Source organism: Parcubacteria group bacterium (assembly GCA_016181765.1).
Taxonomy (GTDB): domain Bacteria; phylum Patescibacteriota; class Patescibacteriia; order UBA2169; family UBA2169; genus CG10-46-32.
Genome location: JACOYR010000001.1, coordinates 188518 through 214392 on the forward strand (window position 1 = coordinate 188518; position 25875 = coordinate 214392).

Consider the following 25875-nt stretch of genomic DNA (forward strand, 5'->3'; position numbering starts at 1 on the left):
TTATGTTCCGGGCTGAATATACGCGTTCATCTGACTAACAAGTGACGATAGGCTGTGACGGTCTTTGACGATGTTCGCAAGATACACGGAATCATATGGTTTCCATTTTTCCGACAAAATGAATTTCGCAATTTCCTTTGGGTCATCACGCCCAATGGAAGCAGGTAAGCCAATTGCCTCTGAATTGGTTTTGGTGGTGATGGGATACACACCAAAGAGCATTCCCTCCAGCATGGTCTTATCAATGGTTTCGGATGCCATGTTCACCATGACGCGGTGTTGCGCGTATACCTCTTTAAGTTGGTGCATAGGAAGCGGCCCTTTGAATGTGACGCGATGTTCCAATCTTTCGGCTGTAACGAGCTCAAGCAGCTCCTGCACGTAATCCTTTTCCACGTCCCTGCCATACACGGTCAATGAATACTCTTCCGGCAAGTACTTCAAGGCCATAATGCCGAACTCAAGGCGCTTTGATCGGCACAAGCGGTGCACGGTAAGCAGTTTCTGTGGCGATTGATTGTTTTCTGACGGAGTAGACCTCCAAAAATCCACATCAATACCATGACCAGTGATGACCTTTTTGGGGCTCCCCTCGTACTGCGGCAAACTTTGACGGGTAGCCGCAAATAACCGCTTGCACAGCCACCCGGCCAAGCGCATGTGCGCGTGCATGGTGTAGTGCGTGTACCATAAGTACATGGGCACGCGCTTAAGCCACCAGTACCAGCCGCCGAGCGTGAAATATTCTGGATTCATATGCACAAACACGCGATCGTACTCAAGCGTAAAAATCAATTTCAAAAATCTACAAGCCCGCCGCAACGTGCCATAGCCATTCTCTTTACTTAATGAATGCACCGGGAATGATCCATCAAACTCGCCTTTCTCCAAACAAATAACCTGCACACCAATACCCTGCCTGATGAATTCTTTTATCCATAAAATAATAAACGCCAAATCATCATCATCTTGATGAATCTTTTGGGTGATGAAGATCAGCGATGGTTTGTTGCTTACATCTGCCATAGTTGTTTTTGGCGTTCAAGCAGTGCTTCCTTGTCCGGCAGCTGGAGAACTACAGAACGGGCAACGGCCCCAAGCTGTGCGCGTACAGCCTCGTCGGCAACTAAACGAAGCATGGCCTCGGTAAGCGCGTTCCCGTCTCCAACCGGGACCACGATGCTGTTCTCTTGGTTGATAATTTCTCCGACCAGCCCGACATCTGTAGTAATAATCGGCAATCCGGCTACGGCCGCTTCAATTAATGTCCTGCCATAACCCTCATAATTTGAGGTGTTTAGGAATATATCTGCGCTTGCAAAGTATTGAGCCAGATTCCGAACAAATCCCTCAAACACAACAGAATCCTGCAGTTGATACATGGCAACAAGCTGCTCAAGGTGTTTTTGTTCGGAGCCACTGCCTGCGATTACCAACCCGATCTTGGAATTCGCCCGCGCTACATCAGCAAACGCGCGGATGGCAAGGCTGATATTTTTCTCCGGCTCAAGCCGGGATGCCATGAATACAATGGTTTCAAACTGGGAATACTTCTTGTGCAAATCAATTTCCGGTGCTTCGTTTGGTACAAGGCTGACAAAAATAGGAAGCACGGCGATTTTCTCTTCTGGCAAGCCCAAATCAACTAAAGACCGCTTAATGCGTTCGCTTACCACGCGAATTGAATCAGCCTTCGGCAAAAGCCGTTTGGCGATATTCACGCGGATAAAATTCTTAAACGACATGCGACCAAAATACGGGCTCAAAAAATCGGTATGCACCTGCAACTGCAATTTTGACTTGAGGCGGCGGCGAATGAGCCACCCAGCTAGCCCAGTTTCAAACGGATCTTGCGCCGTGACCACATCAACAGTTCCATTGATTGACTGCTTAGCAATGCGCAGCATATCTAAAACATACCACAATTTTGAGCGCGAGTTTGTTGGAATCGCACGCACCCTATCGGAAATCGCAAACTCCCGGTGCGGCGAAACCGTACACACAATAATATCAAGCCGCTCCGCGAGCGTTCCATAGTCTTTCATCCGGCTTTGGCTTTCGCTTGCGGATTCAAGGATTGAAGCATCAGTTGAGAGCATCAGCACCCTCATGTGGAATTTCTTTTTTAAACGTAATAAATTTATTAACCGCGTAACTCGCGGCTGCAACGCCACCCATAATAATCACGGATGCGAGCAAGTACCAGATATGAAACTTATCAACCAGGGCATAGATTAAAATCGGGGTCAGAAAAAATTCCGCGCTACCCATCATCGTGTAAATGGCTGACTGCGTTTTAATGCGCCGCCACCCATACTCCCGGAACGTCCAAAACTTTTGAAGCAGAAAACCAGCAATATGAGAGACAAGGAATGCAACCACCGAGGAAGCAACATACCAGATGCCGAACAAATCAGTCAGCACATACAACGAAACCAAATTAACTACTGCGGACGTGCCGCCCGAAATAATATATTTAATCCCAGTCTTGTTGGTATGGATAAGCTCAAGCAGCCACGGCGCATGCTGTGCCAGTGTCTGCTTGAGATATTGTTTAACGGGCTGGTACATGCGCTTGGTTGATTAATTTTTGATACTCGTCCTCGTACTGCCGAGCTATCACATTCCAACTGAATTGCCGCTTAACAACATCCCGTCCCGCAGGCTGCAATGCATCTTTATAACTATGCGGCTGGCTCCTTATATCGTTGATTTTCTTGGCAACTCCCCGCGCATTGTTTTCTGTAATTGCCTCAACAATGCCTTCCTTAATCAAATCCTTGATGCCGCCAACCGGCGCGCCAATCACCGCCAATCCCGCGGCGGTTGCCTCCAGAAACGAATTTCCAAGCCCCTCTGACCGCGAAGGGCGAACGAACGCGTCAGACGACCACAATAGTTCCGGGAGGCTCTCGTGGCTAACATGCCCAAGAAACAAAACTCTGTTTCCGAACTTTTCAGCTTGAGCCTTCAACTTCTGCTCGTCTTTTCCGGTACCTGCGATAACCAGCTTCACCTGCTCCGGAACATGCTCCATTGCATCAATTAGAATATCAATGCCATTCTTGCGCACCAGCCGCGAAGTAGTGATGACAACAAACTCATTTTCTTTGATGCCCCAACTTTTACGAATTTCCCGTTGCCGCTCTTCGCTGACTTCTTGAAAAAAACGCTCGTCAACCGCGTTTGGTATAATGACAATATCCTCTACCCTGGCTCCGTACTTTTGAGCCCGCTTACTAAGCCACGTGCTGATGGCCGTAATCTTGTCCGTTTTGGTGTATATTTGCGCGTACGTCTTTTTCCAGAACCAGGTCCGCTTGTTGATGAACTCGTCCGGATCCCCGCTCTGCAAGGTCAGAAGGTAGGGGACGGATGGACAGCGCCTCTTGAATAACAAGGCCGCAAAGCCCGCGTATGTCTCAAGCACCGCGTGAATGATATCGTACGGCTTTTCGACGTGCTTGCGCAGCGCGAGACGAGCCGCGCGCCAGGGGTACAGCCACTTGTCCAACAATGAACGGCCGCTTCCCACGCGGTACACGTTCACGTTTCCGATGCGCTCATGCCGGGGCAAGCGCACATTCAAACGCGCCGTAAACAAATCAAACTCGTACCCTTCTAGGCGGTTGGTAACCTCTTTGATGGCAACCTCTGCCCCGCCAATGAAGGGATCATAGGTCACTGAAAATAGTGCTACGCGTTTCATAGGGTGCGGTACTTCTGATTCATCTCATCCACCTTCTCAAGCAGCCCAACGTCAACGCCTTTTTTCTTTCCGAGTTCAACCAATGCGAGAAGGTCTTTGGGCAAGCACTTGCCCCCATACCCGCGGTACCCGCCGTGCAGCACGTCAAAGTGCGAATCAATAATGCGCTGGTCCGACACAAACGCTTCCTTCACTTCGTTGTAATCAACCCCAAGTGATTGGCATAAATCATACAGCATATTACCGAACACGACCTTGGTCGCATAAAATGTGTTGACAGCGTACTTGACGAGTTCCGTAGAAGCGGCGGACATGATTTTTTTGTACGGCGCATGTGGAAGCATGTCTAAAACTGATCGGCTGACATCGCGGCTCGTTGACGTATAGCCCACTAATTGTTTATCAGGGTTTTTGAAATCTTGTTCTGCCGTCGCCTGCGTCAGAAATTCCGGATTGAACAGAACTTTAAGATGCTGATATTTTTGTTGAAAATAATCCGTGGTGCCAGGCACGCATGTTGACTTGATGACGACTATGCGCGGCTCGTTGATTGAACCGATTTTTTCAAACACGTCATCAAGCGCGCTCCGGTTGAACCCGTTTTCGTACGGCGTGGGCACGCACACGAAAATCAACTCTTGCTTGAGCACCTCCTCCAAGGGATCCATAAGCTTGAATTTGTCGTACACATTGGATCCTCCAAAAAAGGAGGCAACACTGCTTCCCACAAAACCGCCTCCCATGATCCCTATTGTATACTTATGATTTGACATGATACGATGAAAATTGTTGACATGCAGTAATAGTACCAGAAATGCCCTAAAAAACAAGCAGATTCATGACCACAATTCTCTACATTGTAACGCAGCAGGAATTCGGGGGCGCACAGCGGTACATATTTGATTTGGCCACGAATTTAGATAAAAGTCAATACGACGTTCATATAGCCGCGGGAGAGGAAAAGGAGGGATTCCCAGCTTCTAATGGGGACAAGTTTTTTGACCGCGCCAGAGGCCAAAATTTGACCGTACACAGCCTCAAACACCTGGTTCGGCCCATCTCCCTTATTAATGATTTTTTAGCCTATTTTGAACTCAAAAAGCTCATTTCCGAGCTCAAGCCGGACATTGTGCATCTGAACAGTTCAAAGGCAGGGGTCCTGGGCTCCATGGCAGCCAAGGCGCTTGGAGTGCCCAAAATCATTTACACGGCGCACGGGTTCGTATTCAACGAACCAATGAACCCGCTCAAACGCTGGCTCTATACCCACGCCGAACTCGGCACCGCCAAGCGCGTTGACCGCATTATCGCGGTTTCTGAATTTGACCGACAAGCCGGAATCAAAGCCGGAATTGACGAAAACAAAATAGTGACCGTGCACAATGGCATTGATCCCTCATCTTTACGCTTCTTTTCAGAAGAAGATGCACGCGCTCAACTGAACATAACAGAGCACACACCGCTCATCGGCTGTATCGCAAACTTTTATCAGACCAAGGGGCTAGATGTGCTGATTGGCGCAATGGCAGACATCAACGCACAGCTCGTCATCGTTGGAGACGGCGAACTGCGGCCGCAGTTGGAAGAACAAATCAAAAAACTCAACCTGGCCGACCAAGTCCATCTCACAGGCCAGCTTCCGGACGCGCACCAATACCTCAAAGCGTTTGATATATTCGTGCTTGCCTCCCGCAAAGAGGGGTTCCCCTACGTTCTGCTTGAGGCGGCTGCCGCGGGGGTCCCGATTGTGGCAACCAGAGTTGGGGGTGTTCCGGAAATCATTCATGACGAAATAACCGGCTACCTTGCAGAACCCTGCAATCCTGATGAGCTCGCACAAAAAATCAGCCAAGCGCTCGCGCACCCCCTTGCTCCGCAACTGCCAAAAGACTGCACCGTGCAGCACATGGTTGAAAAGACGCTTGCCGCGTACCGCGCCTAGAAAGCGCTCTGCTTGAGTTCGGAAATATTGCCATCCCGGATCGCTTGGATGAACACGGCGGCCTCCGGCGCAAAGCCCGGATCAAGTTCCGCGGCTTTTTGAGCCGCCCGAATCGCATCCTCGTACCGGTCAGCCAGCACATACCCTATGGCCAAGGCCGAGTAAGCGCGTGCGTTTCTGGGTTCAAACTTAGCGAGGTGCTCGTACACCGTAACCATTTTCTGATACTCGCCGGCCGCGGCAAGTTCTTCAGCCAGCACATAGGCAATGGTGGTAACCTCGGGCTGGCGGCCATACTCAATAAAGGACTTGTTCACAATTGCGTCATACGCCTCGGAAAGATCGCCGCTCGTCAAAAAAGCGCGGCCCAGGTAGTAATACGTCGCCCCAAAGCGCGGCTCCAGCTCCACTGCCTGCTTAAGGATTTCAATGGCTCTCTCACTCTCTCCGGCAAGCACATATGACTCGCCGAGCACCAAATACATCTGAATGCGGCCCGGGGAAAGTTCGCGTGCCCGTTCCAGGTAGCCAATGGCATCGGCAAGGCGCTCCTTGTTGTCGTCAATCAGAAACCACGTATTGTTGAGCTGGCCAAGCTTTAGATAAAACACCGCGTCATTCGGCTTTTTTTTAATCTCCCGCAAAAGCGCCTGTTCTGCTTCGGAAAACGCGGCGAGTATATCCGCTTTAAGGGCTCCGGATGCCTGAATCTGGTCGTTTTTTTCAGACAAGCCCATCAAATACTCAACAAAATTGAGTGTTACATTCTCGGATGGAATGAGGTTAACCGCAACCGCCCGGCGGTAGTGGGCCAATGATTCCGCAATATCCTCGGTAAGGAACGCCTGGCCCGTGTTCCTGGCCGCGCGAATTACGTTGGTGTTTAGGGCAACAATCGCCCAGAGCGCGAGCGGCACGAGTAGAACCGCGGCTGTGATCGGCCCTGCCTTTGCGGGGCTCTGCTCGTGATTGCGCAAAGCCGCGCTATCGCGGTACCGAAACTCAACGAGCGCCAAAAACGCCGCAAAAAATAGGAGCGAGTGGAAATCATCAAACACAAAAAACAAATATGTAAAGTACGCGATTGAGAGTCCGCCGAACAGCAGAAACTCACCGAGCGCAAAGCGCCGACTCCGGTACCCGCGAACCAGGTACCAGCCAACCAGCGCCGGAAACCCCATGTACAGCGCAAGCGCTATGATGCCTGACTCGGCAAGAATGTTAAAAAACTGGTTGTGCGCCCTATCAAAGTACGTTTCCGTTGGGGCGAGCAGATAGTACTCTGCCGGAAAATACTCGTTAAAAAGAATGTTATAGTTCTCCATGCCCACGCCGGTAAGCGGGTCCTTGCGAAATCCCTGAATGGCCGCGTTCCACCCGATAAAACGGGTTTGAGACGTGCTGTCGCTGATTGAAATGGTGACCACGCGCCGCAAAACCGGAACCGTGCGCACGAGAGGCGAACTGCGGAACTGGAAACCAAGCGCAAGCGCCAATGCCGCCAGCACGAAAAGCGCGCCAATGGCCTGCTTTGCCATCCGGCGGCGCCCCAGAAATACATACGCAAGACCAGCGAAAGCCGCGCCCGCAAGCAAACCAAGATACGCGCCTCGGATGTCCGTGAGCGTGAATGCGTACAAATCTATCGCGATGACAGAAAGGTAAAACAGTCGAGCCCGGTTGCCTTTATGTGTCCGCATCAAAAGATACAGCGCAAACGCGATGTTGAAAAGCAGATACATGGCAACGTACGTCGGGTTGCCGAGCGTTGAAACAATGCGCGTCCCCTCCCCGGCGCCAAAGAGATAGATGCCGAACAAATCCGGACTGCGCTGAAGAATGCCGTAGATGCTTACGCCGATGCTCGTGATAAGCGACACATGGAAAAACACGCGCCACTGCCGCTCCCCAAAAAACATGCGGCTAAGCACATAAAACAAAAATAAATGCCCCACCGTAAAAATTCCCCACATGCGCTCCAAATCCCCGAAAAAACTTGCTAAGGGCGCCTCGCCGAAGAGAGCGGCAATGGATTCAACCATGAGCAGACCCAAAAAAATCCAAAAAAAGTACTGCTGTTTGAGGTTCGTAAACCGAATGCGTCCCAAAGCCCAAAGCCACACAGCCAGCGTCGCGACAATCTCAATGATGATGCGGAAGAATACGGTCCTGATAGTGACATACGGAAACGTGAATCCTGGCCACAACACAAGCGGGAGCACTGCGCTTGTGTACAGGAGCACGCGAGAAACGGTTATGAACTTTTGATTGGCATCTTGCATGGGTTCATCATAGCAGGAGCAACAAAAAAAAGCACCCCCTCCTCTCGCGAGAGGAGGGGGGCTTTTTGCAATCAGTTGTGTAGTAACTGACTGGAGAGAGAATCCCTTATGACTTGGAGATTGTCCAACCGTCAAGCGGGATGTAAGAGGACTGGGTGCTTGATGTTGGCACCTGGTACCCATGCGTCCAGTCCTTGCCAGTACCTCTATTGAGGGTCGCAGCGGCTGACGCGTACGATTTCGCGCTATGGTCGTTAGTGTTTGCTGAATAGTCGGACCACAAGAAGTTGTAGTTTGTGGCATTCAAGCCAACCACGCCGTAGCGGTAATTGGTTGTCACGTACGAGAGAGAGGAGAGGTCATGAGTCAAGGCCGCGGTCTGGGTGTCGTCCCCAAGGAGTTGGACTGTGACCGAGTCAGAATCCGTGCTTGCTCCCACATGTGCGTTCGCCACGTCAAGCTTAAGCTCGTAGGTGTTGCTGGAGCCGGCATCAATGATCTCTTCCCCATCGCCATCGTCAGCATTGTCGTACCCAGTCCGCTGGTCACCCAGGAGAACTGTGACGTACGTGCTCGTTGAGTTCTCAGCCCGGCTGGCCAAACCCGCGTTCGCCATAGATTGCGATGTAAGGGTTGCGGTGCCGGAAGGCGAAAGCTCATCCCCTGCCGCAGTACCAGTGCCGTCAAAGATGACGTACTCGCTGGTGCCCAAGAGCGAACCGTTGCGATAGAGCTTGAAGTTGGAGAGCGAGAGCAAGGTGCTCGTGGTGGTGTCTGTCCATGAAACCTGGAACGTCATCTTCTTCAGGCGCACCTGCCCGCCCACTGCTGAAACTTTGAAGTTGGCAACCTGCTTCTGGCTGATTGCACCACCGGAAAGCGTAGTGGAGGTTAAGGCCATGCGCTCAACCAACGGGTATGCCCTGCGCACGGTGAGCGCGTTGCCGGTAACACCGGTTGTGGGGCCGTTCACTGCGGTTGAGGAGCCAACGCCCCGCGCTGTTATGGCACGTGTAGTGCTAGAATCCTCCAAAGGAGTCGCATTCAAGGAGAATGTGTGCGTGGAACCGGATGAAATGGTCGGCCACACATTCACGTCCGCTTTCAGGGTAAGGGTCTTTTCCGTGCCCTTGGCCACGCGGTACGCATTGGAAGTTCCGAGGTTAAAGTCAACGTATCCGCCCAAGACCGGGGTTCCGGTTGCCAAGGTGAGAGCGGAAAGCGTGGACCCGATCGGCGTAGAACCATCAAAGAGCTTGAAGTTCTTGAGCGTTGAGGTCGGCTTGCCATCTGCAACGGTCGCGTTGAGCGTTTCCGCGGCAATGGTGTCGCTGATAATGAACCGCGTAACGTCAACATCTTCGGTAAGCGCCGTAAGCTTGAACTTATACACTTCAACGCCCGTGGCGCCGCCGGTGATGATGTTTGCTTTTACCTGGGCGCTGGAAGCCACGTTTTCAACCGTGAGGGAGCCGGAGGCCGCCAGATACAGGTTCTGTAAGCCCGCTGACATGGTTCCGTTGGCTGAAGCGCTGGTATCATCCCCGGTTGCGGTAACCGTTGACGGGTACACCACACCGCTTGTGTCAGCATTCACAGAATTAAGCTGGGTCGTGGTTGCGGAACTCAAGATATCAGCGTAGATGTTTACCACCATCTGCTTAGCCACGCCGAGCTTGATTGCCGGCGAGGCATTGAAGTTATAGGTGGTGTCTTCGGTATCCGTGAGCGTGCCCACGGTGGTGCCAATGGCTGTGCCAGCCGCATAGTTGCCGTTGGCGTCAGCCGGGCCGCCGGATTCAAGGCGCATATTCTGGAATGTGTCAGCTAAGGAGGAGCCAGTGGTTGCGCCAACATCGTCCGTGAGCGTGATTTGCGTGACAGTCACGCCTTCACCCGCGCCGGCCGTAATCACGAACGAGCCAATGATCACGTTCTGTTGGCCAAGTACGCCAGTCGGGTTAGCGGCAGACGCATCGCCAACTCCAGTGTTTTCAGCGACACTCAAGGTGCCGGAAGAACCAGTAAGCGTGTTGCCCGCGACAGAAGGCGTGCTAATGGCTGTGGAAGAAGAGAGAGCGCGCGCGTTAGACGAGCCCGCGGACAAGGTTACGGAGATGGAAGCCGCAGCAGCGTAGTTGGTGCCTGCCGCATTCTTGGTGTCTCCGCGGATTTCAATCACTTTTGTGACGCTGGCTGGAATAACCACGCTCGCTCCGAACGTGAATGCCGCGTCGTCGTTGGTTGCATCAGTGTCGCTGGTTGAGCCGACCTGGGCCCCATCAAAGTACACCTTCACATTGTCCATGCCATCCAGAGCGGCAGGAGTCGTAACGGTAAGGGAGTTGATGCGGACATCTTCGCCGGTTGCCTTGAAGTCAAATTTAGCCAAGGTAACGCCCGTCGCGCCAACAGCCACATTGCCGGTCGGGGATGAAGTGCTCTTTGAAACAGTCAAAGAGCCGGCATTGACGGTGGTGTTGGTGGTTGAAGAGTTGGACTCAATAATGGTCCACGTATCCGCGCGGTTGAGCTTGACGTACACATTATACTGCTTGTCGTACACATTCATGTGGTACATCTCCTGCATCTGGAAGTGGATGGTGCGGCTGGAGCCGGATACCACGTCAAAAATGAGTGATACGGTCTTAGTCTTGCCTTTTTCAATGAGGTACGGGGTTGGGAACGTGAATACGATTTCGTCGCTGTCATTCATGCTTGCTACGGTCTCGGAAACGTTAACTCCCCCAACCTGCAGCTGGAAGTCCTTGAGATCGGTCTTTGAGGCCGAACCGGTCATGGAAACCTTCATGTACCGGATTTCCATGTCCTGGTCTGTCCCAGCCAGGGTGAAGCGCCATCCCTCGTGGTTATCGGTTCCCGGGTTCACGGTTGCGGCAGCGGCCGGGGATACGTTCGTAAGGGTCACGTACCCAAGGTCAGAAGCGGTTGCAACACTCATGGTGTTGCCCATAAGCGGGAATGAGCCAGAAACCGAAGCCCCGTCCGTTGCAACGTCAGACGCTGAATTCATGGAGAAGTACATGGTCTTGCCGGAACCCGTGTCATCAGCAAGGTCAATGCGCAAGGTAACGTACTTGGTGGAACCTGCTGGAACCGTAATCAAGCCGCTGGCATTGGTGAATGTGACCACGCCCGATGAGTAGGAGTTGGACGCGGCGATAAAGCTGGAACCCACGCCATCGCCCTCAAACAGGTAGAGCGAGTTAGCATCCGCGTTCGCGGAAATGCCGCCGCGCGTGAATTTAAGGGTCGTCACTTTTACGGCGCCATCCGAGCCTGCGGTCAAAGCGACTTTGGTCAGGGGAATAAACGCCTGGGCTCCGTCATTGCCGCCGTTTGAAGAGTCAGCAATCACGGTTGCAGCAGCCGGAGTATCGCTTGCCAAGGAAACCGTCAACCCGGATCCAACCGGCGTTGTGGTGCCCGGAGGAGTGGTTACCACAGGAGCTGCGCCCACGCCGTCAGGAATAGTGACGGAAGATTCCTTTACCACAATCTGGGAGCCATCTGCATAGGTCTCGGAAGAAGGAATGGTAATAACCGGAATGTTCGCGTATCCATTCACCTTAATCACGTCCGTGGAAGCAAATGGCCGCTTCTGGTCCGCCTGCAAGAGGTAGACCGTGGAAGAGTTCGCGTACTTTACCAAGGTTCCGTTGGGGTGCGTGGTGGTTGAAGTCACCATGTCACCGGCTGCGCCATACTTGTCCAAAAAGGACTGCGGAAGCCAGGTGATGTTGTCGTAGTTGAATCCGAGCGTTTCAAAGACTTCGGCGGACACGATCGGGCGAAGTTTTTCGCCGGATACAAAGTACACTGCCGGTGTCTCTAATGCTCTGATCAACGCGCCATCGCGGAATTCCACGTCATTCCCGACGGTAAACCCGGACAGGTTCGTGGTGAACGTGCTACTGAAGTTCGCTGGGAAGCCCCAGGACGTGTACACGTTCTGGTGGGGGAATGGGTGAATAGTCACGCCATCCGCGTCCACAAGATACACTGCCGGATTGCCTGCGCCCTTAATGAGGTCGCCTGCTGCTGCACCGACTGTGACCGGCGCCAGCGCAAACAAACCAACGCTCCACACTATGGTGGATACCGTTAAAGTAGCTGACAGGACCTTTTTAGAGTGTTTTATGATATCACTCATATAGGTTCTCCTTTTAGGTATTCCCGCCGACCTGGCGGAAATAGTTGTTTATTATAGGACTTTCTCGGCTGATCGCTTCAAAACTCTGAACCGAATCAGGCGCGAAAGCCCTATGCTTGGTTAATAAAGGTTAATAAGAAAATCAAACAAAACAATACTTTTACCGGAAACAATTCGTCTCATTCACTAATATGAGACGGAAATCAATGCACATTCGTTACATTTACGCTTTTATTTATAGCAGATTTCATTCAGATGTCAACAATTATTATAGCACGCTTTCCCATTTGGAATCAATACAGTTATACACAAAGCTTTATTTTGGCTAATGTTAGCGTGTTATTTGCTTTATGAACCAAATGACTCTTCCATAGATGTTTCGCCCTGATTGCTGTTCTCTTGCTCTATCTTCTGGTTAAACGCACTTGGAGTGCTTGTTCCAAGTGTTGACGGATTAGTAGTTTCTGTGTCTTTGCTCTGTTTTTCAGTTCCTTCAGCAATTGCTTTTGCCTCTTTTACTTTTTCCACTACCTGCCCCAGCTGGCCCATATCTTTGGTATCAAGAATTTTCTTGGCCTCATCAATTGCCTCTTGAACCTGGCTTGGCGCGGAAGGAACTTTTATGAGCACTGGCTGTGTGGATGAAGCCGCAGTAGTGGCAGCGGGTGGCGCTACCGGCGCAGTATCTATGTTCTTTTCAATCTTATCAATCTTTTTCTGTATTTTATCAACCGCCTCCTGCTGCACGGTTTCACTCTTGGATGTTTGGGCTTTTCCCACAAACACCTCAAGGGACTTGATGTTTGCCTGGTCAACCGCATCAAGCGCGCTGTCCAGAGTCGCCAAGAGATCTCTTCCCGCTGCTGAATCAGCTTGGGCATCTTTTGGCGATACACCCTCTTCCGCAACCGCAGGAGTGGTTGTAGATGTTCCCAGCGCCTGTTGGGTGCTGCTTGCTGCTTCAGCCGGCAACGTTACTGCATCTGCTCCCCCTGCAGGTTCAGGCTCTGCGCCTGAACCTGGTGGCATATCTTTGGGAGAGGAACCTGATTCGCCAGTTTCTGGCGCCTGCGGAGCGCTCTTTTGCTCGGAAAGCTGTTCTTTGATCACCAGCAAATCTTCAGCCAGTTGAATAGTTGCGGTATTTACCAGCCCAGAAATTTTAAGGACCTTTTCCTCGGATTTTTCTTCCTGGCCCATCTTTTCAAGCCGTTTCTGCACTGAATGCAAATCATTGCTGAACCGCTTCATGGCCTGTTCAATGTGCGGTGCGCTTTCAGCCGTAGTGTCCTGCTTTAATATCTGGTTCACTTCAAGCAGACGGGAGGTGGCGAACGAAATTTCCAGTTCTGCCTTTTTTGATTCAGAAAACGCAACTCCAACTTGAGCCGCTTCAAGCCCGAGCTTCACCGAGTACAGCGCATCCCCGGGCAAACTCGCGCGGGCTGCCTGGACCGTGGACACGGAACTATACGAAACCACGGCAAAAATGAGCACAAAAGCGACCGCAGGCTTGAGTATGGCCTGGGCGAACAAGGTATGGAAAAGTTGGGAAAAGAATGCGCGGTCGCGCACTTCTGCTGGAGCATCCTGCCAAACATGGCTTCTGCGTATTTCGGCAAGCAGAGCCTCGCGCACGCTTAAACGCCACGATTCTTGCGAATAAAGCGTGGTTCTGGATGCGCTAAGCTGTTTGATAAATCTGGAAAAACGCATAGTAATCAGGCCTCTGGAATCAGTGTTTTAATCTGCTTAACGGCGCGGTGCAAGGCAACGCGGATTGCTCCGTTGGTTTTGCCCTGCGCTTCAGCTATCTCCTTAATGCTTAAGTCCTGCACATAGCGCAGGATAATCAATTCCCGATGGTCGTCTGAAAGCTGGTCCAGCACCTGGAACACCAGGCGCATGTCATCGTTGTGCTGTATGTTTTCAACGATGTTTGAACTCATGTCTTCAACCGACTCCAAGCCATCTTCATCAAAGGCGGCAACTTCTTTCTGGGAAGAACGGTAGTGGTCAATGACCACGTTCCGCGCAATCCGGTACAGAAGGGCGCGGAAATCTTTAATGTATTTCTTTTGGACGCTTACGTACTGCCATGCTTTTAAGAACACTTCAGCGGTCACGTCTTGTGCCTCGTGCGTGTTCCTGACGCGCATCACTACAAACCGGTATATGTCTTCAACATATTTGTCGTACAGCGTTCCGAACGCCTGTTCGTCACCGGCAATGCTTGAGGCAATAAGAAACTGGTCGCTGAATTTCCCGCTCATACAAGAAGACGAAAAAACCAAGTATTTGTTACCTGCCTTAATAAAAATAGGCTTTCACTTAAGCAGAAAAGCCCTTTTTTGTCTACATTTCCTATACCCAAGGAGTTGAAACGAGCACAATCAGAATGAAAAACGCGTATATCGCCAGTTTTTTGATGATAATCATTTTTCTGATCCGCTCGGGGAAAAGATAATATTTGATGAAATCATAACAGAACAGAACCAATACCGTAAGGACTAAAGCAAGGGTCACCTCGGTAAACGGAAGCCAGGCAACCACCGAAAAGAGCTCTAATCCGAGCAAAAGCAGAACAAGCCAGGCGCTAAACACGCTCCCGGGAGGCGGTTGGAGCGTGCGCACGCCTGTGTAGGAAAACACGCCAAAACTCACCCCGAACACACTCAATGTTTCCCACACCTCCCAGCCAATCACCGAGAGCAGGCCAAAACTGGTTACAGACCAGAAAAAAGTCCCCCCGAAAAAGAGCGCCAAACGAACCGTAACCAGCTGGCTCTGTTCGGATCTTAAGCGTGCGCTCGCGTACATAAGCCCGAGCCACACGAGGAACGGAACCGCATATTTTATATAGGCAAAATCCAGCCATAAAAACCACCAGAATGCTCCCACCACGAATAAAACAACGGCAATCCGGTCTGCCATAATGCCGCGGAACGGGCTTGTGTCATCCGAAAAGCGCACACTTACGATGCTTGAGCTGGCCAGGCACAAAAGCAGCCAGTACAGCACGCGGCCCGGGTCTGCGAGCGCAAGCTCCCAGCTTGCGAGAACCCCCAAAATTCCGAGCCAAAAAATAAGTGACTTTAGCATACTGCCTGCGGGCTATGGGGCGATTTCTAAAATGTAGGTATGCTCCCCAGGGATAAACAGGAATGATTCTCCGCTTTTGGTGTTAATAAGCCCAAATCGATCAAGAGTTTCGTCCCAAACTGCCTCAAAACGCCCGTTTTCAAATGTTTTTTCATACAAAAGGTTCTCATCCCGCACCACGTACACGCGTACACCCTCTGTGCCGGCCCGGCGCGCCACGAGCAGGGTATCGCTTTCAAACGCGCCGGTTGCGCGGCTAGACGCAAGGACCACATCCTGCACGGAGAGTGTAAACCGCTCAACCGCGGCGCCGCGCACACTGCCAAAATCTATGTTCGGGTATGTGCCGTATTCCTCCGAACCCCAATAAAAAAAAGCGAACAAGGAGCTCCACGCGAGCACCCCAATCGTGCTGATGATGATGCTCGTTTTTCGGGATAGGGTCATGGTTGATCGGCAACCGCAGGCAGCCACGGGTATTGCGCGTACAACAGGGCCTGCTTTTCCTTGAGAAGATTAATGTCAGAAAACTCGCCTTTTGCCGCTTCTTTTGCCAAAAAAATCAGGGAAGTGTGCAGAGATCGGTAGATTGGCGGAACCGGAGAAGCAAGCAACGAATCGTACGCGCCGCCCGCATCAGGAACCACGCCCGCGGAATCCGCGAGCGCCTCAATAACCCCATTAATCTGGAGTACGCTCGCAATCACCACATCCCGGTAATCCTGAATCCCGGGGCCCGGCTCAACCGCGTCTCCGGCCACATAGCGAGCCAAGGGAAGGGGTTCGGGCGCGCGTTTTGGCTCCTGCGAGATTCGGGAGCGCTCCGCGATAATCAGGCCAAAACTGGCTGCAAATAAAAACAAAAAACTGATTTGCAAATAACGCATTTGCTCACGGTTTGTTTTTGTTTTGAACATACAAAAATTATACCATTTTTCGGCATGGGCGTAAAAATGACTAGTGGTTTGCAGGGGGCATTATTTTCGCAACGAGAATGATGGAGCCCGCCAACCGGGTTCCCGCGAGTTCGTGAAGCGAACGAGTGGGTGGTCTAAGGCGGGCGACCCTTCGGAGTGGAGAAATTTGCACCCCCGAACACCCACATATTTTTACGAAGTTGTGTTGAAAAAAAGCTGACAAGTTTTGTGGCTTATGTTAGCATAGAATTAATCAATTTCCACACCCTTGTCAAAAAATAAATTGACAAGTAATATAGGGGAATTAGAATTAATCCACAACCGCAATGATTGAGACTACCTTAAAAAAATTCGGGTTTACGGATAAAGAGATTCTGGTATACCTAGAACTCCTGAAACTCGGGTCAGCGCCGGTGCGCGCCCTGTCCGAAGCAGTGGACATCAACCGCACCACCATCCACTCCATTCTGCGCCGCCTTGGGGATTACGGGCTTGTAAGCTTTGTGGATAAGGAAAAGCGCAGGTACTTTGCCGCAGAGCCCCCTGACCACCTCCTGGGCGCGCTCAAAATGAAGCAGAACGACCTTGAGCAGACCAGGGCTGACATTGAGAAGATCATTCCCGAGCTCCGGTCTCTGTACGAGAAATCCGAGTACAAGCCAAAGGTCAAGTACTTTGAGGGGGATTCCGGCATCCGCACCATCCTGCAGGACGTGCTGGACGCAACTGCTGCCACGCAGAAAAAGCAGTACTACGTGTACTCGTCATCCACCATCCGCAACACCCTGACCCGCGTGTTCCCGGAGTTCAACGACGAGCGCATCCGCCGCACCATCCGCGTGCAGTCCATCTCAATCGGCCCGGGGGGCATCCTGCGCGGCCTGGACGAGCGCAAGTGGCTCTCCCAGGAAGAATCAAGCCCCACTTACACCCTGATCTACGCCGGAAAGATAGCCCTCATCTCGCTTGACGAATCCATCTCTCCGCACGGCGTGGTCATGGAGGACCAGAACACCTACCAAACCCAAGTCATGATATTCAGGCACCTGTGGGAAAAACTCTCTTGATGGAATGGCGCTGCTGATGAACGTACTGTCAGCAGAGCCATCTCATTGAGATGCATCGTCCTTCAACAAGCAGCACTCAATCCTGGGGAGAAATTGAGTGGCCACATCAGAGCAACTCATCAGAGAGGCCATTGCAACCGGCAGGGCTGTGATAAGGCTCGCGGACGGAAACGTGCATGTCTGCGACTTGTCGCAGCACATGTTCCCGGATGTTGTGTGCAACGCGCCCGGTTGCGCCAGAGCCTATGACAGCCGCCTTGCGCGCGTGCCGCACTTGGAACGGTGGCTGAACGGAACATCGGCCGCAAACATCATCAAACGGGACAATTGGCGGTTCGGACTGTGTCCGGACCACTGCTGACCCACTACCCGGCGAGTCCGCACACGAGCCTCGCGTCTCTCACTTTGAACCCAAGGAATGAGAGATGCGAGGCTTCCTTTTTTTAGGGAAGCGGAAAAATCAGAAAATTCCAAAAATTGATTTTCAGCAAAAACAGCGAATCATCAAACCATCCATCAATCCAAAACAACGCACCGAAGTGTGCCATACATCAAACCATATATTTGTGTCGCACAATATTGGAGCGGGGAATCAGGCAAAGCTAGAGTTATCCACAGGCACCCACTCGCCATACTCATCTTTAAACAACTCCACGGTATCAACAAACTCGTCATCCGAGTAAACCCTTTCAATTCCCGTGCTCTGCCCTACCCTGCCCGAGTAATGGGTTTTCTCTTCCAAGAGCCGCGGCTTTACAGAGCGCCGTAGCTTCATCTTTCCCATGGGATTTACAAATACAATTTCTTCAGTTGTTTCTCCTTCCATCTCTCCGTTTACGGTTTGATGCTCCAGGATTTCGCAGTCATCCTTGAGGCGCCCCACCACTGCTTGCCATTTTTCTTCGGTCATAGTATGACTATTGTACCAATCCCCGCATTATCTGTACAATTAAACACGTACGTTCTCTCTGCCGGGCTGTAGCGGTTCGAGCCCCGCCAGCCCGACAGAGCGAAAGTATGCACCATAAAACCGCCCCGGGACAAACCCGGAGCGGTTTTACGTTAAGCGATATTACTCGCGCTCACGAGGAGGGCGAGCTTCATTGACTACGATGTTGCGGCCGCCGAAATCGGTGCCGTTCAACGCGTCAATGGCTTTTTGCGCTTCCTCATCAGAGGACATTTCCACGAATCCGAAGCCTTTGCTCCGTCCCGAGAACTTGTCCGTGATGATGGCAGTGCTGGTAACCTGGCCATGTGCGCCAAACGCCTGAGACAGATCGTCTTCAGTGGTCTGGTACGGCAGGTTGCCCACGTATAGTTTCTTTGCCATAGTCTGGATGCAGGAGTCCGTCAGAAATAAATAAACGGAGGCGCCTGGCATCTATCTTATCACCTGTTTTCGACGATCCGCATCCAAACGAGAAAACCCGCCTATAGAGTTCGCGGCGGGCCAAGAGAATGCGAAAAACAAGGCACCCCTATACTAGCATGGATAGGTCCATGTGTCAATAGTGGATGTTATTGGGGGCTTTTAGACGAAAAAACCCTGCCGAGCACGAAACCCGGCAGGGCACCAAACACAAAGTCACGCTGCTCTGCGCATGGATTCCTGCGCTGCAGCTGGCTGCGGCCTTGGAATATCCTGCTCGCGCCACTCGCGGGTGCGGCCCCTTAAGTCGCGCGCATACTCCAGGCACTCCCGGCTAAGCTCGGGCCAATCGCGCAGGTAGTGCGCCGCAAGGAGCGCGAGATGCCGGGTTCCGGCGATACGCCGCTCATCGCTGTCCTCGGGCGCGTCCTGGGCGCGCGATCCATACCGCGCCGCGCGCTCCGCAAGCCTGAATGGCTCATACGCTTCCCCCTGCTCTTTGTGTTCCTCCTCCGTATCAGACTGTGGCTGCGCCCCCTCGGCCGCAATCCGCAGTTCGTCTTCGGAGAGATCAGCACCAACTGCAAAAGCAAGCTCCGCGATCTCCTCGCGCAACTTTACTCTCTCGTTGTGCATGTCCGGGTTCTCCCCATAGACGTGAAGTGCGACTTCTCGCTCCATACTGCTTCTAGTATACTCCCGGGAGTTTGAAAAGTAATCCACACCTCCGGATTGCCGCCTTTCTCTCTGCGATAACCGCATGGTATAGTACGAACATATGAGTGCTAAACATGTCATTTCCGGCATTGTTGTTGTGGCCATCGCAATCGTTGTCTGGGTAATATTTTTACGCGCGCCGCAAGCCCAAACGCCGAACAATGGCCGCAATACTGCCGAAGAAACGCCGGTGAAGCTCTTTGAACCGCAGAACAACGCTATTGTTTCCTCTCCCCTCACTTTGCGCGGCGAAGCGCGCGGCGCGTGGTACTTTGAAGCTTCATTCCCAATGAAACTGCTTGATGCGAACAACAACCAGATTGCCGTGACTCCGGCACAGGCCCAGGGCGATTGGATGACTGAAAACTTTGTGCCTTTTCTCGCAACACTGGAATTTGAATCCCCTGCCACAGAGACCGGAATGCTGGTTCTGCAAAAAGACAACCCCTCGGGCTTGCCGGAGTTTGACGCGGAAATCAAAATTCCGGTTCGGTTCAACCCAGAGAGCGAGGAGATGAGCGTACAAGCCTTTTTCAGCAACACAACTCTTGACCCGGATATACTTGACTGCGCAAAAGTGTTCCCGGTAACGCGCACCATCCACAAAACCGAGGCCTCTGCACGGGCCGCGCTCCTTGAACTCCTCAAAGGCCCGAACCCGGTTGAACAGGAAGCCGGATTTATGACGTCCTTGAATAGCGGGGTTGAAATTCAGAGCCTCACCATCCAGGACGGCAAAGCTCTAGCTGACTTCAGCCCCCGGCTTGATGAAAACATGGGCGGCTCCTGCCGCGTTACCGCCATCCGGGCGCAAATTACGCAAACCCTCTTGCAGTTCCCGACTGTTCGCGAAGTGGCCATCTCAATTGATGGTAAAACCGACCTCATTCTCCAACCGTAACCGGGAGGGATTCAGGGTCCATCCAACCCGAAAGGTCTGCTTCGCTTGCCACGTACCCGCGTATATCCGCGCTGGTTCCTTTTCTGAACATGCTCTTGCAATGGATATTGTTTCCGTTTAATATGGTTCTCTTCGGTTCCATCCCGGCCATTGAAGCCCAAACCAGGTTGGCGATAGGAAAGTACCTGGGCTTTAGCGTGACAAAGAAAGTCAGATAAAAAACCGTTTTTATTTGACTTTCTACGAGATCTATAGTAGTTTACTTTTGACTCAAAAGTTGAGTTAACGCTCTATAGAAAACGCAGCGCCTCGCAACAGGAAAGGATGGTCATCACATGGTGGCCACGATGGAGCAGCAACCCATCATCGCGGTGTCGGCTGCCGAATGGAAGCAGTTCGGATGTCCGTACTGCGGCTACCGTTCCGGCTACCCCCGTATGTCCTGCGGCGGAGCTACCCTCGTGGAGTGCGGGAGTCCGGAATGCAACAAGGGCTGCCTCGTGCTCGCCGAGGACATCACCGAGTCGCCCGTCGGCATCAACAACATCTACCCGCAGCTCCAAGACCATCCGCGGCGCGGCATTCCGAGCCACGGCCAGCCGGACACCAGACCCGAAGGCGGCGGAGAATTCTTCCGCTCCCGCGGCATGGGCCTGGACAACTGTTCCTGCTTCGTCTGTGGCACGCACGATCGCGATGGAAAAGGTCATTACATGCTCAACAATATCGCGGCGTTCGTGCGGTGCAAGGAGGCGGGCGAGCGCGTGGTGGCCATGTTCGCGCGCGGCGCGCGTCTGGACTACCGCGAACACGAGCCGGACTATGTGCAGGTCAAAGTCGGCGCGTGTGATGCGCACCAGCCCAACCTGATACTGCTCAACGCGCTCACCAGAGACGGCATCATCACGGTAGAGCGCATCAGACGGGCCGCGCAGTTCAAGCGGAAACGCCGCTCGCGAACCGCCTAGCACGCCCTTCACGCCCCCGCCACGATCCAAGTGGCGGGGGCTCTTTTTATAATCACCGCACCAGCAGCCAGCCGTACAGCAACAGAAAACCGAGGTAAAAAGCCGCCAGCATCATCACAAACAACCCAGCCAGTTGCGCCCGGCCGGGGCGGTGCGCGCACCCCAAACTGATGGCGAGCAAAAGCGCAAACACCCACCCCAAGGTTTCAATGGTCTGGGCCAGATGCCAGGCATCAGTCCGCCATACCAATAAACTCCGGCTAAAGAGGTACGCTTCCCGCGTATCGCCTTTATCGTAATCCCGGTATTTATTCTTCCAGCTTACTTCCGGATTCCACCACTCTTGATTTGGCAGTGACGCGAACACGCTGCGGCCGTAATGGAACTGGAGCGTGTCGGAAACGCCCTTGGCCATGCCGGCCGTGAAAATAAAGAGCAGGATGAAGATTAATGTTTTAGGCATAGGGGTGTGCCCTTATCATATACCGAAATACTGCTTGTTTGCAAAAAAAGACCTGATGCCCAAGAAACATGCATTGACAATTGATAAAAAATCTGCAATAGTAAAAAACTGAAACTTGCAGTTCTTCTCAAACCAGGGCAGGCAGGTATGGAACTCACAACGCTCCATGAGTGGTTGTCCGCTGTTTCGCTTCCCGGGCTGGTGATCATTGTAGCACTCGCGGTCATTGGCCTCGCGAGCATCGGAGCTATGATGGGGATGGCCGTGGAAGCACTCACCTGGAACCGCCGCAACAAAGGAGGCAGCTCATGACCGAGAACCACAGCACGTGGCACTTCATCGGCGGAAAAGAGTACGAACATGATGGGATCAGGTACACGGGCCGATACCGCGAACAAGGAGAGAGCGTCCTGAAGCGGACGTTCTGTATGCCCGATCCTAAAGAGTCCAAGCCGGCCCAGGAATGGCTGCGCCTCGCCAATAAGGCGGGCAATGAACTCGCTCGGCCATCTTCCCCGCGCCCCCGCACACCAACCCATCGGTGCTCGCGGGGGCTTCTTTTTTTTAAAACCACGCCATAATATTGACAAATTATCAAGGATATGATATCATACCCTATCCTACGAAACAGGGATTTGTACGAGATACGGGCGCTAGAATCACCAGTCAGACAGTATTTGCAGGACCACAGGAGTTAGAGTAAGCCCGTATATCGTACAGATTCTTGTTCCGCAGCCGAACGAGTATGAATTTCAATAACTACACAACCAAAGCCGCGGAGGCTTTAGAGAGCGCCTTGCAGTTGGCAGGCACGCTCAACCACCAGGGACTCTTGCCAGGGCACCTGTTTTTGGTATTGCTCAGGCAAGCGGGCGGGCTGGTGCCGGTCATCCTTTCCAAAATGGGCAAAAATCCGGGTGAGTTGGCACAGGCTGTGCAGGAAAATTTAACCAGGCAGCCGCAAGTGAGCGGAACATCATCCCAGCACCTGACCCCGGAATTGAAAGCGGTTTTTGATGGCGCGGAAAAAGAGGCAGAGCGCCTAAAGGATGAGTACGTGTCTGTTGAGCATTTGTTGCTCGCGCTTTTGGATGACAAGGACATAGTAGAGCTTGCGGGCATCTCCAAAAGTGACGCGGAAAAAGTTTTGAAAGATGTGCGCGGTTCCCAGAGCGTCACGGACCAGGACCCCGAGGGAAAGTACCAGGTGCTGGAAAAGTACACCACTGATTTTACGGCGCTCGCGCGTGACGGCAAGATTGATCCGGTGATCGGGAGGGATGATGAGATCCGGCGCATCATGCAGATTCTCACGCGCCGCACCAAAAACAACCCCGTGCTCGTCGGCGAGCCAGGGGTTGGCAAGACCGCCATTGTTGAAGGCCTTGCAAAAAAGATTGTGGACCAGGACGTGCCCGAGCCTTTGCGCGGCAAGCGCGTGCTGGGTTTGGATTTGGCAAGTATGATTGCAGGCACCAAGTACCGCGGCGAATTTGAAGACCGCCTGAAAGCGTTGATTAAGGAGGTAGAGGCAGCCGAAGGCCGCATCATTTTGTTTGTTGATGAATTGCACACCGTGGTTGGGGCTGGATCTGCCGAAGGCGCCATGGATGCGGGAAACATTCTCAAGCCCGCGCTCGCGCGCGGCAAGCTCCACGCGGTCGGCGCTACGACTTTGAAGGAGTATCGCTTGCGCATTGAAAAAGACGCAGCCCTGGAGCGCAGGTTCCAGCCTGTGTACGTTGAAGAGCCCTCGGTTTCCGATACTATTTCCATTTTGCGCGGCATCAAAGACCGCTATGAAGTGCACCACGGCATTGCCATCCGCGACAACGCGCTCGTGGCTGCGGCCCATCTTTCCAGCCGCTACTTGACGGATAGGTTTTTGCCGGACAAGGCAATTGACTTGATGGATGAAGCAGCTTCTGTGTTGCGCTTGGAAATTGATTCCAAGCCAACAGTGATTGACAAGATCCACCGCAAGCTGCGCCAGCTTGAAATTGAGCGCGAGGCCCTGAAAAAGGAAAAGGACGATGCATCCCGGCTGCGCCTTGCGGAGATTGAAAAGCAGATCGCGGAAATCAAGGAAGAGAACAAGTCCCTGGAGCTTGCCTGGCAGAACGAGAAGCAGCACATTGACGCCATTAAGCACGCCCAGTCCGAAATTAACGGCTTAAAGCGCGAGGCAGAACGCAAGGAGCGCATCGGCGACTTGCAGGGCGTTGCCGAGATTAACTATGCCAAGATTCCGGAGCTTGAGAAGCAGGTGAAAGGCGCCAAGCTGAAATTGGCGGAAGCGCAGAAGGGCAATCCCCTCTTGAAGGAAGAGGTGGACGAGGAAGACATTGCAAAGGTGGTGTCCCGCTGGACCGGCATTCCAGTGAACCGCCTGGTGACCGAAGAAGAGAAGCGCCTCGCAAGCATGGAAGAGGAAATCTCCATGCGCGTCATCGGCCAGAAAGACGCGATTCATGCGGTCTCAAATGCCATTCGCCGCTCCCGCGCGGGCATTTCCGAAGAAACCAAACCTATTGGGTCGTTTATGTTCCTGGGCCCGACAGGCGTGGGCAAGACCGAGCTCGCGAAATCAGTGGCCAGTTTCCTGTTTAATGACGAGAAGCAGATTGTCCGCATTGACATGAGTGAGTACATGGAAAAGCACGCGGTCGCCCGTTTGATTGGCGCGCCTCCCGGGTATGTTGGGTATGATGAAGGCGGGCAACTGACCGAGGCCGTGCGCCGCAGGCCGTACACTGTGGTGTTGCTGGATGAGATTGAAAAAGCCCATCCGGACGTGTTCAACGTGCTTTTGCAGGTATTGGACGAGGGGCGCTTGACCGACTCCAAGGGCCGGACTGTTAATTTTAAGAACACGGTCATTATTATGACCTCAAACCTGGGCTCTGACATCATTGAAGAGCACATGGACGACCGGAAGCGCCAGGAAGCGGAAGTTGAAAAGCTTTTGCACAAAATGTTCCGCCCCGAATTTTTGAATCGTTTGGATGATGTCATCATCTTCCAGCATCTGACTGAAGCCGAGATTGCGGACATTGTTGATTTGCAGCTGGCACAAGTAAAAGAGCGGCTTGAGCAGAAAGGCATTACACTGGCTATGGCTGACAGCGCCAGAAAGCACCTCGCAGAGGCAGGCTATGACAAGGCGTTTGGCGCGCGGCCGTTAAAGCGCCTGATCCAGAACGAAATCCTGGATGAGCTTGCGCTTTCCATTATTGAGGGTAAAATTGGAGATGGAGACTCGGTAACCATTGACTACCGGGGCAACTCCATTGAAATCAAGAAATCCTAGCGCTCTCTCACAACTTCACCGCAGAGGAGGCCTGCGATGGCTCTTAGTAGCAACAAAACACCCCTGCTACTGGCGTGCACGCTCGCCTTTGCCAGAATCCAAGAAACGGAATTCAGAGTGTGCATCCGGCCGAACGGCGAGCCGCCCATACCGCTTCCGTGGAGTGAAGCGGGTCTGGAAAGGCTCAAGGCGGAACACAGGGGCGCGTTCCGCCATATAGCGCAGGAGGGCCTGCTCGCGGTTCTTTCCGAGCACCCGCTCGTCGTGGCACTCGGCTGGGAAGAGTACGGAATTGTCTCTTGCATCGGCTAAATGCGCCGCAGACGGAGTTGGGGCCGGGTGGAACACAGCAGTTCCATCTGGCCTCTTTTTTTGATATACTGACATATTATTCACTCGCGCTTTACTCTATGGTTACTACGCTTTCGGTTTTAACGCTTATCGCGGATATCATCATCGTGCTCGCAATCCTTGCCTGGATCGTGGAACGATTCCATAAACTCCGGTTTTTGAACCCAGTCAAGCAATTAGTCCGTAAGTACAGCCTGGAACTGCTCTTCATCATACCCTTGATTGCAACTCTTGGTAGCCTCTACCTCTCCGAAATCAAGGGCTGGACTCCGTGCAAGCTCTGCTGGTACCAACGCATAGCTATGTACCCGCAGGTGATTCTGGTGGGAACGGCGCTCGCGCGCAAAGCAAAAGGCATCGCGAGCTACCTCATCCCCCTCTCTTTGATTGGCGCGCTGATTTCAACGTTGCACTACACCGAACAAATCCGCGCTCGCCTCTCTCCGCTTGATCCGCTCGCTCCGTGCGACCTTTCCGGCGTATCCTGCGCCGCAACCCCCATCTTCCACTTCGGGTACATCACTATTCCGGTGATGGCGTTTTCCGCGTTTGTGCTGATTCTGATTGTGGCGCTGGTAAGCACATCCAAGAGCGAGTAAC

The 25875-nt window shown here is 52.7% G+C and carries 25 protein-coding genes; 9 read left to right on the plus strand and 16 right to left on the minus strand.

What is annotated here, in order from left to right:
- The 5 genes from HYT31_00975 to HYT31_00995 are packed head-to-tail and all read right to left on the minus strand — an operon-like array spanning position 1 to position 4452.
- The gene (locus HYT31_00975; GenBank protein MBI2050362.1) at positions 1 to 1026 is read right to left on the minus strand and encodes a glycosyltransferase family 4 protein; all 1026 of its coding nucleotides are present in this window, start codon (positions 1024 to 1026) and stop codon (positions 1 to 3) included.
- Positions 1014 to 2111, minus strand: a complete 1098-nt coding sequence (locus HYT31_00980; protein ID MBI2050363.1) for a glycosyltransferase family 4 protein — start codon at positions 2109 to 2111, stop codon at positions 1014 to 1016. The genes HYT31_00975 and HYT31_00980 overlap by 13 nt, the downstream gene beginning before the upstream one ends.
- A complete protein-coding gene (locus HYT31_00985; GenBank protein ID MBI2050364.1) occupies positions 2086 to 2571 on the minus strand; it encodes a GtrA family protein in 486 nt (161 codons plus the stop codon). Before HYT31_00985 ends, HYT31_00980 begins: the two co-directional genes overlap by 26 nt.
- Complete coding sequence (locus HYT31_00990) at positions 2555 to 3709, minus strand: glycosyltransferase family 4 protein (protein ID MBI2050365.1); 1155 nt, start codon at positions 3707 to 3709, stop codon at positions 2555 to 2557. Before HYT31_00990 ends, HYT31_00985 begins: the two co-directional genes overlap by 17 nt.
- A complete protein-coding gene (locus tag HYT31_00995; GenBank protein ID MBI2050366.1) occupies positions 3706 to 4452 on the minus strand; it encodes a UDP-glucose/GDP-mannose dehydrogenase family protein in 747 nt (248 codons plus the stop codon). Before HYT31_00995 ends, HYT31_00990 begins: the two co-directional genes overlap by 4 nt.
- A gap of 95 nt (positions 4453 to 4547) precedes the next feature.
- Here HYT31_00995 and HYT31_01000 point away from each other — a divergent pair, with 95 nt between their 5' ends.
- Positions 4548 to 5651: a glycosyltransferase family 4 protein gene (locus tag HYT31_01000; GenBank protein MBI2050367.1), complete on the plus strand. Its 1104-nt coding sequence runs from the start codon at positions 4548 to 4550 to the stop codon at positions 5649 to 5651.
- On the opposite strand, the gene HYT31_01005 is transcribed toward HYT31_01000, so the two are convergent.
- The 7 genes from HYT31_01005 to HYT31_01035 all read right to left on the minus strand — a co-directional run bounded on the left by HYT31_01005 (position 5648) and on the right by HYT31_01035 (position 16126).
- Positions 5648 to 7933 (minus strand): O-antigen ligase family protein, encoded by a 2286-nt coding sequence (locus HYT31_01005; GenBank protein ID MBI2050368.1) that lies wholly within the window; start codon positions 7931 to 7933, stop codon positions 5648 to 5650. The two genes, HYT31_01000 and HYT31_01005, sit on opposite strands and share 4 nt — an antisense overlap.
- 106 nt (positions 7934 to 8039) lie before the next feature.
- On the minus strand, positions 8040 to 12107 hold the full coding sequence (locus tag HYT31_01010) for a hypothetical protein (GenBank protein ID MBI2050369.1): 4068 nt from the start codon (positions 12105 to 12107) through the stop codon (positions 8040 to 8042).
- A 348-nt stretch (positions 12108 to 12455) separates the two neighbouring features.
- A complete protein-coding gene (locus tag HYT31_01015; protein MBI2050370.1) occupies positions 12456 to 13823 on the minus strand; it encodes a hypothetical protein in 1368 nt (455 codons plus the stop codon).
- Between the two features lie 5 nt (positions 13824 to 13828).
- A complete protein-coding gene (locus tag HYT31_01020; protein ID MBI2050371.1) occupies positions 13829 to 14380 on the minus strand; it encodes an RNA polymerase sigma factor in 552 nt (183 codons plus the stop codon).
- A 91-nt stretch (positions 14381 to 14471) separates the two neighbouring features.
- On the minus strand, positions 14472 to 15209 hold the full coding sequence (locus HYT31_01025; GenBank protein MBI2050372.1) for a hypothetical protein: 738 nt from the start codon (positions 15207 to 15209) through the stop codon (positions 14472 to 14474).
- A gap of 12 nt (positions 15210 to 15221) precedes the next feature.
- On the minus strand, positions 15222 to 15656 hold the full coding sequence (locus HYT31_01030; protein ID MBI2050373.1) for a hypothetical protein: 435 nt from the start codon (positions 15654 to 15656) through the stop codon (positions 15222 to 15224).
- A complete protein-coding gene (locus HYT31_01035; GenBank protein ID MBI2050374.1) occupies positions 15653 to 16126 on the minus strand; it encodes a hypothetical protein in 474 nt (157 codons plus the stop codon). Before HYT31_01035 ends, HYT31_01030 begins: the two co-directional genes overlap by 4 nt.
- 326 nt (positions 16127 to 16452) lie before the next feature.
- Between HYT31_01035 and HYT31_01040 the strand changes: the two genes are divergently transcribed.
- Together HYT31_01040 and HYT31_01045 are read left to right on the plus strand one after the other, a co-directional pair.
- Positions 16453 to 17193, plus strand: coding sequence for a hypothetical protein (locus tag HYT31_01040; protein MBI2050375.1), 741 nt, complete (start codon positions 16453 to 16455; stop codon positions 17191 to 17193).
- Positions 17194 to 17290: 97 nt separating this feature from the next.
- Entirely contained in the window at positions 17291 to 17554 is a 264-nt protein-coding gene (locus HYT31_01045) for a hypothetical protein (GenBank protein ID MBI2050376.1), read from the plus strand.
- 231 nt (positions 17555 to 17785) lie between these two features.
- Here HYT31_01045 and HYT31_01050 read toward each other — a convergent pair whose 3' ends face one another.
- From HYT31_01050 to HYT31_01060, 3 genes are all read right to left on the minus strand, one after another.
- Positions 17786 to 18103, minus strand: coding sequence for a hypothetical protein (locus HYT31_01050; GenBank protein ID MBI2050377.1), 318 nt, complete (start codon positions 18101 to 18103; stop codon positions 17786 to 17788).
- A 162-nt stretch (positions 18104 to 18265) separates the two neighbouring features.
- On the minus strand, positions 18266 to 18526 hold the full coding sequence (locus tag HYT31_01055) for an RNA-binding protein (protein MBI2050378.1): 261 nt from the start codon (positions 18524 to 18526) through the stop codon (positions 18266 to 18268).
- A gap of 255 nt (positions 18527 to 18781) precedes the next feature.
- Positions 18782 to 19246, minus strand: a complete 465-nt coding sequence (locus tag HYT31_01060; protein ID MBI2050379.1) for a hypothetical protein — start codon at positions 19244 to 19246, stop codon at positions 18782 to 18784.
- 97 nt (positions 19247 to 19343) lie between these two features.
- On the opposite strand from HYT31_01060, the gene HYT31_01065 reads away from it, so the two are divergent.
- Positions 19344 to 20183, plus strand: a complete 840-nt coding sequence (locus HYT31_01065; GenBank protein MBI2050380.1) for a GerMN domain-containing protein — start codon at positions 19344 to 19346, stop codon at positions 20181 to 20183.
- Between the two features lie 335 nt (positions 20184 to 20518).
- The gene (locus HYT31_01070; GenBank protein MBI2050381.1) at positions 20519 to 21151 is read left to right on the plus strand and encodes a hypothetical protein; all 633 of its coding nucleotides are present in this window, start codon (positions 20519 to 20521) and stop codon (positions 21149 to 21151) included.
- Positions 21152 to 21203: 52 nt separating this feature from the next.
- Here the strand turns inward: HYT31_01070 and HYT31_01075 are convergent, their stop codons facing one another.
- Entirely contained in the window at positions 21204 to 21614 is a 411-nt protein-coding gene (locus tag HYT31_01075; GenBank protein ID MBI2050382.1) for a hypothetical protein, read from the minus strand.
- Positions 21615 to 21761: 147 nt separating this feature from the next.
- On the opposite strand from HYT31_01075, the gene HYT31_01080 reads away from it, so the two are divergent.
- From HYT31_01080 to HYT31_01095, 4 genes are all read left to right on the plus strand, one after another.
- Positions 21762 to 21926, plus strand: coding sequence for a hypothetical protein (locus tag HYT31_01080; GenBank protein MBI2050383.1), 165 nt, complete (start codon positions 21762 to 21764; stop codon positions 21924 to 21926).
- A 433-nt stretch (positions 21927 to 22359) separates the two neighbouring features.
- Positions 22360 to 24924, plus strand: a complete 2565-nt coding sequence (gene clpB, locus HYT31_01085; protein MBI2050384.1) for an ATP-dependent chaperone ClpB — start codon at positions 22360 to 22362, stop codon at positions 24922 to 24924.
- A gap of 36 nt (positions 24925 to 24960) precedes the next feature.
- Positions 24961 to 25236 (plus strand): hypothetical protein, encoded by a 276-nt coding sequence (locus tag HYT31_01090; protein MBI2050385.1) that lies wholly within the window; start codon positions 24961 to 24963, stop codon positions 25234 to 25236.
- A gap of 98 nt (positions 25237 to 25334) precedes the next feature.
- Positions 25335 to 25874, plus strand: coding sequence for a disulfide bond formation protein B (locus tag HYT31_01095; protein MBI2050386.1), 540 nt, complete (start codon positions 25335 to 25337; stop codon positions 25872 to 25874).
- Position 25875: the final 1 nt, after the last annotated feature.